General features: G+C 43.2%; 6 protein-coding genes. 4 read left to right on the top strand and 2 right to left on the bottom strand.

Features of this window, described 5'->3' with window-relative positions; all coding sequences use genetic code 11:
• The first annotated feature begins 252 nt into the window (after positions 1-252).
• The 4 genes from PG915_RS24490 (at position 253) to PG915_RS24475 (ending at position 3508) form a co-directional block, all read left to right on the top strand.
• A complete protein-coding gene (locus tag PG915_RS24490) occupies positions 253-567 on the top strand; it encodes a hypothetical protein (protein WP_353500218.1) in 315 nt (104 codons plus the stop codon).
• Between the two features lie 211 nt (positions 568-778).
• Positions 779-1144: a hypothetical protein gene (locus PG915_RS24485; RefSeq protein WP_353500217.1), complete on the top strand. Its 366-nt coding sequence runs from the start codon at positions 779-781 to the stop codon at positions 1142-1144.
• 118 nt (positions 1145-1262) lie between these two features.
• Positions 1263-2504, top strand: a complete 1242-nt coding sequence (locus PG915_RS24480; protein WP_353500216.1) for a ParA family protein — start codon at positions 1263-1265, stop codon at positions 2502-2504.
• On the top strand, positions 2504-3508 hold the full coding sequence (locus tag PG915_RS24475) for a hypothetical protein (RefSeq protein WP_353500215.1): 1005 nt from the start codon (positions 2504-2506) through the stop codon (positions 3506-3508). The genes PG915_RS24480 and PG915_RS24475 overlap by 1 nt, the downstream gene beginning before the upstream one ends.
• An 894-nt stretch (positions 3509-4402) precedes the next feature.
• Here PG915_RS24475 and PG915_RS24470 read toward each other — a convergent pair.
• Positions 4403-8263, bottom strand: a complete 3861-nt coding sequence (locus tag PG915_RS24470; protein WP_353500425.1) for an SIR2 family protein — start codon at positions 8261-8263, stop codon at positions 4403-4405.
• Positions 8264-8533: 270 nt separating this feature from the next.
• Positions 8534-10063: a DUF4041 domain-containing protein gene (locus tag PG915_RS24465; RefSeq protein ID WP_353500424.1), complete on the bottom strand. Its 1530-nt coding sequence runs from the start codon at positions 10061-10063 to the stop codon at positions 8534-8536.
• Positions 10064-10796 lie beyond the last annotated feature (733 nt).

Here is a 10796-nt window from a genome sequence, read left to right as displayed (position 1 = left end):
ACTTGTACTTCCTCTCGCCTACGTGGCTTTAGCTTGGGAGATGCGTTTGGAACTAACGAGTCACCATGTAAATGTCGTCTTTGCTCATGCTTTAGCCTCATCAATCAATTTTACTACTCGGCACTCTCCAAGTAGCGGGAACACCAAAATGTCTCGCTTAAAAAAAGAGCCATTAGGGTTTGGTTATGTCATTTGGAGTATGGTTGATGAGCACAACGAAGAATGGCCGTTTCTAGTGGCTGGAGACAACTAATGCGTGCACTACTCCTCGTTCTGCTTTGTTCTGCTGCGTATGCGATCGATGAGGTCGTTTGTATTGAACACTCTGGCTTAGAACCAGCACAACTCGAGCGCCTAGTAAAAGATAAGGCATTAAAGCGTGCTCTGATGCTAGGAACCATTGCACCAAATGAAATTAGTGAACAGAGAACTTCTTTAACCATTAATGGTGAAACGTCATTTTCTCGAAAGATAACTATTGAAACTGAAATTACCGATCCTTTGCTCTCTCACTCACTACAGACCTCCAATGAAACGGAGAAATGCTACTCGGTTTCGTTCCGCTAACAACATCCATTTGGCCGCTTAATCCTCAATTTCGCCAACTGCTGAACCTACACTTCTAGCGATTACCCCCAGAGATGGTCTTTCTCACTTCGTGTGAAAGTCTCTCTACCAAGTTGTGGCGCTTACAACGTCCACCAGTCCTCGACTGCCATCTCGCCCATTTGGGCACAAACCTGCCATCTGGCACCCACTTATCACTTGGAGGTGAATTATGGGTATTTTAATCGCAATCCTTGCACTTTCTGCTTGTATGTATTTCATCGCTCAGCAGCGTCAGCACAACGTTTCTAAGCCACATTTCAGCGAAGATACCGTTGCTGCATGGCAATCAGAGCTAGATGACCATCAAAAGATGGATGCAAAAACAGCGGAATACGAATACAAAGCTCATCAACGAGCTAAGAATGAACGCCAACGTGACGCCCAATTCCATCAACGCCAACGTGAATCCGAAGCTAGACGAAAAGCCTCTAACTCACAACAGCAATATTGGGACGAAAGACGTGAGCGTGAAGCAACAAAAGCTGCTAATCGACAGCATGAGCCTCGTGCTCAACGTCGAACACGCAGACAATAAAGAACAAAAGCCGAGCGATTGCTCGGTTTTTGCCTTGTCTATTTTGACAGTTGCAAGGTGTTATTTATGCTTTATACTGTCAATCGGAACATCTATTTGTCAATAAAGGACTTTCAACGTGAGTAACAACATTGATTTAGCAGACAGAATTGAGGCGCGCGCCGAAGGGCTATCGAAGAGTGAAATATCTCGACGAGATGCGATTATTGACCAAACTTACGTTGAAATCGAAGACAAAGAGATTTCAAACCTTCTTCTCACACACTGCGTTTCCAAAGCCAACATTGCTAGTATTTGTGGCATTTCTCTAAATACGTACATTGCCTATGAAGAGAAGGCGATTGAAGAAGGTGTGATGGAGCCTGCGATTAAGTATAAAGGTAAGTGGCAATATACCCCTCGACATGTTCACGCCATGATGGACTATCTGGAGAGAGAACGTTGGTCTGACAAATATCAGACTTGTGTGATTAACGTCCAAAACCAAAAAGGCGGAACTGGCAAAAGTACTTCCACTATTTCTCTAGCAACTAAATTGGCGTTAGATTTCAATTTGCGTCCTCGTATTTGCGTCATTGACCTAGATCCTCAAGGTTCCCTTCGAGTATTCGTTGACCCTGATGCATTAGAAGAGTCGGATCTTGATATGCTAACGACAGTAGAGCTTATGCTTGGAGACAAAGCCCCTAGTGGCTTGTATCAGGAATATATTGAACAAGGATACTCTCATAAAGAAATCGTTGATCTATCACTACTAAGTTCACACTTGCCTAACCTTTCGATTTTGCCTGCTATTCCATCTGATGAAGCATTTTCGAGCATTGCTTGGCAAGATGGCCTAGCATCCGGTGATCTTAGCTGCTTGAAACTTCTAAAAGAGCGCGTGATTGATTTTCTGCGAGACGACTTTGATCTTATCTTTATCGACACAGGTCCGCACGTTAACCCTCTTTCTTGGAATGCTCTCTATGCATCGAAAGTTCTACTGATACCTGTTACGCCTCATAAACTTGACTGGCAGAGCACAATTCAATTCTATGAGTCATTGCCAAACCAACTTCGCAACCTGCCGGAGGGTGCAGAAGGTATTGCGTTCGAGAAGTTTCTGATAACCAACCGCGATACAGAAAACAATCGCGATGACGCTATCGTCGATATCATCAAAGATGAAATGGGTTCGCTTGTGCTAAACAATCAAATCCTAAAAAGCAGTGCATTCGAGGCTGCTGCAAGAAACTACCGAACAGTCAGTGACATTCGTAAAACGGATAAACTGTGCCCAGATACACAACTCGACAAAGCACAATCATCTGTCGAAGCCGTTGCCAATGAATTCAAGAATTTGCTGAAGGATAACTAATGAGTTTCTACGAAAACAAACGAAGCCGAAACCGCAACAAAGAAGCAAGCAACCAAGTTATCACTCGTGAATTTGTTATGCGTGACGGCTCTAAACGAACAGCTAAACGAGTTGTAGTACCCCACGCGGAACTCAAGTCCCGTGTAGCTGTGCACCCTTTAAATCCAAGATATCAACAAGCCCTAAGTGAAGAAGCACTAGCGGATATTCTACCTACGATTTCAACAACTGGCGTTAACCACGAAGGCGTTGCAGAAACCGTTGATGGTAAATACCTCGTACTTGATAGCTCTCGCCGACTAGCTGCAGCAGAAATCGGCGGTGCTGATTTACCGCTTTGGGTATTTGATGAGAGTGCGAATCTAAGTCGTGATGATGCTGAGTATATTGCTGAGATCGCCCGGTTGCATCGAGCCCTATCATATCGAGAACAAGGGCTTCCGCTCGTTAAAGCAATCAAAGATGATGAAAAGCTTCAGAGCTTCCCTGCCCTATTGGAAAAGTTTCGCTTCAAACCAAGCCAGGAGCGAACCGTTCGCCGCTACATCAGTGCAGCCGTATTGCCACAAGAATTAATCGACTTGTTTCCAGACTCGGAAGGTATAGACAGCAAATACTACGATAAACTGAAAAGCGTATGTAAAGCCGTTGGTAGAGAGCATAAGGTGACTCAAGGTAAAACAGAGCATGATGTCACTTTTTTTGACCGATTGACTCCGACACTACTAAATTGGATCAAAACCGTCCAAGTTACAGTTGATGCATCACTATCAACTCAGGAAAAGCAAGCCTCTATCTTAAAGCAATTGACTGGACTATCTAGTGTTGAGAAGCCTTCTGTTCAGCCTACCTGGTCTAAACCTGAACGTGTGTTCGAAAAGAGTAAGCATACCTATGCGGAAGTTATCAGGCATAAAAATGGCAAGGAAGTGCAAATTAAATGTCGTCAGTTGAACGCCGAGCAAGAGGCCAAACTAATGGAACTACTCGCCTCATTTAACTAAGCTCTTTCTATGTTGAAAAGGCACCAAACGGTGCCTTTTTTCTTTCCACAAACAGCAAGTGAAACGGTATTCACCGTAAATCAGCTACGATAAGTTGCTCGGTTCGCTTACCGTGCTCTCAGCACATTTGGCTAAGTTTTAGCGTTTTCCAATCCTTTTCATGAACATTTGCGAGCTACAAGTCACCGCTTTAGCTATAAGCGATATGGTAATGGAGTATAGTTGGTTCGTCGTTCCAACCTATTGTTAGGCGACTTATGGTAAGTAGAGAGCTTTACCCAGCGTTTGTCTCATAAGTACCCTAGCCAGATTACTTATTACACTTACCACCTGTTTGAGTAAAAACTCGTATTGCCACCAGCGCGCTGGTGGTTTTTTTATCACAGTGGCCTTTTTATTACTGTTAAGTAGGTTTTGGACATAAGTGTTTTATAGGTTTTGCTAAATTAGTAAATTACGGATTAGCGTTAGTATCGAAAACTCAAAAAAGATGGTCAGAATATCTTATCCACTACAAACACTTCGCAATCACCGAAATAGACAGTCATATACGAAGAATCTCGACTAAATCATAGAAAGGCATTTATTCGAAATCGATGAAATTATTCCCACAGCCACCCAGTTCCCACTAATCAAGAGTCAGTTGCTATTGCCTAACATCAGTTGGCAGTATGGCAATAGCTTACTTGATTCGAATATCGTATAACATCCGTAAACTCAGATAACATTCACTACTGGCAAACTATCTAATCTAACTACTCCTACTAGGGGACTTAACTTTCTTCCATTGACTATAGGTAGTATTCATTTAGTACTACTCAAGCTAGTATTGGTTGCCATCATACAGGTCAAATTCACTCAAAATATAAATCAATGCAAATAGAAAAGAGCCCCCTAGGCACTCTCTACCAAATCCAACAAGGACTGGAAGCGCTTATCGTTTACCAGCCCTGGCTTAGCTTGCTCAATTAGGTCAAGCACATCCTCTAAATGAACAGGTAAGCCTGTCGAGTTGTTTGGCGTTACCAATGAACATAGCTCCAAACCCTCTTCCGGATAAGCGGTCGCTAACGGAACCCTATCTTGGTAGTCGTACGTAAGTTCATGCATCCAATAAGACTCAAGCCGAACTGGTGTTAAGCACCACCTCGTGATTTTAAGTAGATTAGGCAACATTTCTTTTGAGTGAATTAGAAAACTAATCCACGCTTGAACCTCAGACTTAGTGCGAAACTTTTTCTCTCTAGGCCAGACATTATTAATAAATGGAATAACACGATAATCCCATACACCCCCATCCCTCTTTCCAGCAACCCCTAAATAATGAATAGCCTCACGTCTTTGAGTTTCTTTCATATTTCGAATGCTATTTCTGAAATCTTGAGACTCAAGACACAGGGGCGCATCCTCGTGAGGCATGCCCAATTCTATGATTATTTGCGCTGCCACCTTTCGCTCCCCCTCTCCCCACGACCACTTGTAAATTTGTGGAAACAGAATCTTGAGGTGCTCCCGAATGTGCTCTAGGAAAGGTAGATTCGGCACTTTACTGTTGGAGATAAAACCATTCCATGCTGGCTCAGAGTTATCATGCTCAAAACTGAACCAAGGTATGGTGTTTTTGACTGTCCAGTCCGCGTCTAACCACATCATCCATTCAGTAAACTTCGAAAAAATAACAACTGCATAATCCTGCCCCTCCCCACCCAAGGTGGTTAGCTTGGAAAACCTACTTTTAATAAAGTCAGGTATCCCATCACCCTTCTCTAAATTCATTGCCTTCAGTTGCTTAAAGAGACTTTCAGTTATCTTGCCTGCGGGGCTATTGATAGCGTGACCATACGTTCTACGAGATAGATTTAAACTCCTACCTCCTCTGGTAGTATCAACTATAGAGCTCTTAGCTACATCTTCTTCGGACTGCCAAATAGCATCAATGAATTCATCAAATGCAAACCATAGAGCCTCTTCGTTGTCATTTAGCATCGTGACAAGAAACTTATCGAACCAAGAACTTAATGCATGACTGATTTCAGATAATACACCTTTAGGTAGCAACCCCAGTCGACGAAGGAGTGTGTTATGAGCTTCAGGGTCATCAATTTCAGGCCAGTCCTGTAAAGTCTTATTCCAGTAAGCAACCGGATACTCCCCTCTTTTTGACAGATACAAGAGTGCGGCCAATGCCCTCCTTGGCTCCTCTTTGACTAGCCCAGCAAATGGAGCCTTGTCAACGAAACTACTAAAGCCTCTTGGCTCAATCGCATCGATAGCTGCAATTATCTTGTGAGCAGGAAGGCCACTAATTGGGTCAGTAGATTCATCTTGCGTAATGCGACTAACGCGAACTCTTCTTGGTTCAGCAAGGCTCTTAATGCGCTCTTCGCTAACTTGGTTAAGTGCAGGAACTAGAGTATCGTAAATGTCCATAAGACTGACCGGGATCAACTCTTGTTGAATATCTATCCATCTCAAATACTCGGCCACAGTATCGGCCTTATACTTTGGATATTCAGACTCTGACCAATACTCGTATCTCTCTGGCCCCTCTAGTAATTTGCTAATTACACGCTCCTTTTCAAGAGTGGATAGTTCACCCCATCTCCCTTTAATCAAGAAGAGTAGTTCCTGTCTGCTTTTGTCACTCCAGAATAAAGTTCTATCTATGGTGCAGATGGCATCAGTCACCTCACTTGCAGTGAACAAAGACCTAAAGTTCAATGCATAAAGCTTTAACTTAATAAACTGAAGTCCATCATTAAAATGCCATCCACTGGCCATTATGCGAGCGTCATTTGGAGCGTGTTGAGCTAGGTCATCGAACACCAGACGAAAGAAGTTAAACTCCTGATAGTCTTCTTCGGAAACAACGTCTAGATAACATGATGGTGGGTAGGACATTACACTGTCTATCCTTTCATGATACCTGTCCGATAAACTCAAATGCCCCTCTAGAATTCTCGCAAGCTTAAGTAGATTTTCTTTAGGGAGGTCGATTTTTGTTATGTCCCTGAATGGGCTCTTAACCTCCCAATAACCAAGATGATGCAACTCAACATCGTCCCACTCAAACCTAGGAGGAATGACCCCATTAACTCCCGTGGAGGGCGAATAACGGAGGTAAGGAGCCATTTCATTATTTACAAACACAAGGACTTCATCAGTCCAACCTTGCGTTTTAAGTAAGTCCAACAGCGTATAATATGGACGGTAATAATAAGGCGCAGCATGTTGCTTTATTCCATCAAAGATGAGTGCCCAAGCTTTAAGACAATTAGGGTGAATGTCTTTTCTTTGCGCGAGTCTCTTTAACTCTATCTCTAGAGTCGGATGTAAACCAAGCTTCTTCACCGCCCACCAAGCGACCACTGGACTATCGTGAATTCTTCGAATCCAACGCGACAAGCTATCCAATCTAGATGGTAATCCAATCTGCTTGCTACCCAAGCGGCAATCTAAAGCATTAGATTGACCATCAGCCCATGAGCCGGTCAGTAAGTCTTCATATATAACAACGGGAATATCGTCGTCATCGTCGCCTTCCAGCCCTCGCCTATCTTCAAATCGAGCAGGGTCTGAATCCAAGCCATAAGCATCTAGTGGGTCAATCTGAGAGTTGCTTGAATAATCTGTAGCGGTATTTCCTGCCCTGACCACCGCATCAAAAACACACAGCCATTCTGCGTGTGGTGGATTCTCAGCATTTGCAAACGCCCTTGCTCCCGCATTACTCCTTACTAAGTGTGCAACCATTCCACGCTCATGAGGTTCCAGTTCTGAAGGATTCTTTTGAGCCATCTCTAAAACTTTGCTCCGCCAAGCTCTGTGGTCTTTAGCACGCTCAGCCCAAGCCTCCAGAGTCGACCATAAAACAGGATGGTCTGAGTAGGCTATTGCAGTGACACCCCTGTCACGCCACTTGACTTCAATGTCTTCTGGTTCACCCTTATCGAATGCGTATATCTTGGTTCGGTCATATTGACCGTCATGATTTAAACCTTGGAGTAAATATTTAACCTGTGGGTCTTCAGCCTGATAGCCAACCAGAACCACTGTGTAGCTATCTAACAGCTTCAAGATAAAACTGGTAGCCCAACCTTCGGACAAGTAAGCCCTGCCAAAATCAGCGCTACTTAGAATGTATGGGTGATGTCCTTCACCTGTATCATTTAAACGTCCATGCAGATAAGTAATTCCCTCTAGCGATGCCCCAAGTTTTATGTCAGGAAAAGCAGGGGGTTCATGACGAGGAAGATCTTTCCCATCTCCTAACTCAAGCAGTAAATCAAAGTTGGTAGTTACGATTTGTGGCTTTCCATCTGAACTTGTAGATAGCTGTCGAATCAACCCATGTTCATACCCAGCACCACCATCAGGCTTATGCTCAGCAAGCCTCTGAGCGACTAATTTATTGACTTCTTCACGACCGTATTCCTGACACAGCATATGAAAAATCTGGTCTAGCGGAACCTTGGGAGTGTCCTCTTTGGCATTCTTATCAACCCAAGGCTGAAAGGCTTTATATAGCTCGGAATCTTCTGCTGGTTGATAAAAATCTACTACATACTCAGTCAGCTCAGCAAAGCCAGGAAGTCCAGATGAGAAAGAAATACCCGCACCACAAAGAAAAACCACCCTCCCCTTATCTCTTCTTTCTAGAAGTACATCAGGAATATCAGGACTATCGGAATTAAAGCGCATAGTTGGCCATTTGTGTTGATAAGACTTAGCGGTCAATACTACAACCAGTTGCAACACTTCACCTAACTATCAATCACATATTTCAAAATTCTGTGCTTGGGAGCCGACTTCGTCACTATGCTCAAAAACTCGCTATGGTAAGACCCCGGTTATCTAGACAATACACGGATAAGAAAAAGTAGGTCAAACCACCTTTAAGTGATTCATGAGAATGAGCATCACTTGCATGGAATGGGGCATAATCGTGCCAGATTGAAGAGGCTGTCACGAAGTGGGACATTTCAAATTACTGTATGCCCCTTTCAGTAAAATCTATAAGGCGCTCTACAAGACATCAGCAAATCTGGGGAGAGCACTGGAAGACGATAACTCTTCTCCTTCTAACTTTCCTTCTCTTGCTAGGCGCTGTTTGTTCATCGCTTGTGTTTCGTAATAGTCCTGTGCAATAGCTGTTTCAATGAACTCCACTGACTGATCGGTAAAGTCACTTACCGCATGTTTGATCTCTTCCAGCGAGACACTGAAAAACTCTTTACGGCGATTAATCATATTCAATCGGTGAGTATCAAACTTATCGTGAAGCTTCTTCTCTAGAGTTGGAGCATCATCTGTATGAATCATTGCATGTACATCAAAGGTAAACGGTACTGAAGCATCTCCAAGCTCTTTCACTCTATCCATTGGTTCTAATCGACGGGTCATGCCTATCTTGTAGACATTTTCCCCAAACGATCCAATGTTAGAAATAACATAAACATGACCTTGCTTAGTTTGCTCAGCCATTGATTGAGCACGTTGGTGCTTGCGCTCTGCTTCCTCTAAGTTTGCCTGTAACTGTGCAATCTGTTTTTCTAGTTCTGATTTCATTTCGTCGCTAGCTTTTTCAAGCTCTTTTCTCGCAGCATCCAGAGCTTTGTGATAACGTTTTTCTTCCTTTATAGCTTCCGCTTCTGCTTTTTTTATCTCTGCCTCTATTCTTGCTTCTTCACGCATTTGTGCTTTGATTTCCGCCTGTTCTTCTTTCTCGCGTTGTTTCTTTTCACGATATTCGTAAGTCAATTGGAGTTCTTTTAACTTTTCTTTGAGATAACGCTCTGTAATAGATATAGCATTCGGTTCATTTAGCTGATTGATTGCGGCGAACGCTTTCTTTATACGTTCTTCCATCTTTGTAACGTTTTTCCACGTACAGTTGGCAATAGCTGCCTCACATTCGTTATTGAAGGCTCTTGCGGTGAGACGAATACTCTTGTTGGTCATTTTCTTTCCTTCGCTTCGAGAACCGTCTACAGTCCATTCACGGTAGCAGTGTATCGCTCCACTGGAAGACTTCTCTCTCAACAAGGTTTTCTGGCACTCTTTACATTTCTTGATCTCTTCTTTGAATGTTTCAGATGCATCAAAATCGAACTTTGGCTCATAGAATCCGAGTTCGATAAGCTCAATATCTTCGCTGAATATGGCGATTTGCGTAGTTAAAGAGTCATAAGTGATTTTCTTACTTTTGTAGTCGACCTGAAGTTCACTGATCTGCTCTTCAACAGATTGACGTTTCGTAATTGCCTCGTCTCTCTTGGATTCGATTTCGCGTAAGGCTTGACGCGCTTTTTCTTCTATCTCTTTCTTGTCAATTTTCAGCTGATCCTTGATTTGCTCGCACTCAGCTTCAATATCAAATATCTGAGAGTATTTTTCTTTATACTCTTCGATTGTTGTTGCTGCCTCTAATAATTGAGTTTCTGTAACTGCCAGTTTCTGACTCAGCTTTGAAGACTTTCTTACCCAAAAAACCCCGACAACAAGCAAGATTACTATAGCTCCTATTAGCATGTAAGTTAGTGAAATTTGTTCCATTTACCGCCCCCTACCGTCTCATTAAATATGAAACTGATAAGATAACTAATATCTACTCTCGTGTAACCGAGCAAATGTCACAATAGAGATATTTGTGTGCGGAAAATGTGAGTCAATCATCCTGACTTCATGTGCCAACATGCTTCGAGGCTTTCTATTAGTATTTGTATGGAAAAGCCAGATGAGCAGGATGTGAATGAATTCCTACTCTAACTGAAAATGGGGCGTGCGACGTGAGGTCGTATGAAGCGCTGTTCACCGCTCAACGAGTGAACCATCTGTATCACCAGATGAACCTAGGAGCCTGAATAAAGTAGCGGCTCTGACAATGTAACGAAGGTTGGTATTTACCAATCGGGATCTAAATCGCGAGAGAACGATCCTCCTGATAACCACGCAATCGGGTGAGTGCTAGGTAGTCAGCATGATGAACATACGTGAATCCGTGTAAGGTGCGTTATGTGATGAAACAGCGGAAGTGGTTAACACGCTGTAGCCAAAAGGCAAGAGAGTCGGAAAGAGATTGCCCCATGCTCTTTCGTGATCGTTGAACTCTCCGCACCATAGCGGGCATCTAAACTGACATTGCGCGACATACGAAACACGGTAAGCCTGTATTACTCCCTTTGGGAAAGTCTCTGCGACCGATAGTGATGCAGGTAGAGGATGTTGGAAAAAGCGAAGGCTGCATTGTAACGATGCAGATACAGGTCTCTATCTGGCACGAAAGTGA

The sequence above is a fragment of the Vibrio sp. CB1-14 genome, from assembly GCF_040412085.2.
In the GTDB taxonomy this organism is placed as follows: domain Bacteria; phylum Pseudomonadota; class Gammaproteobacteria; order Enterobacterales; family Vibrionaceae; genus Vibrio; species Vibrio chaetopteri.
The sequence above is the reverse complement of the archived record's forward strand: the minus strand, read 5'-3'. Positions and strand labels throughout refer to the sequence as shown.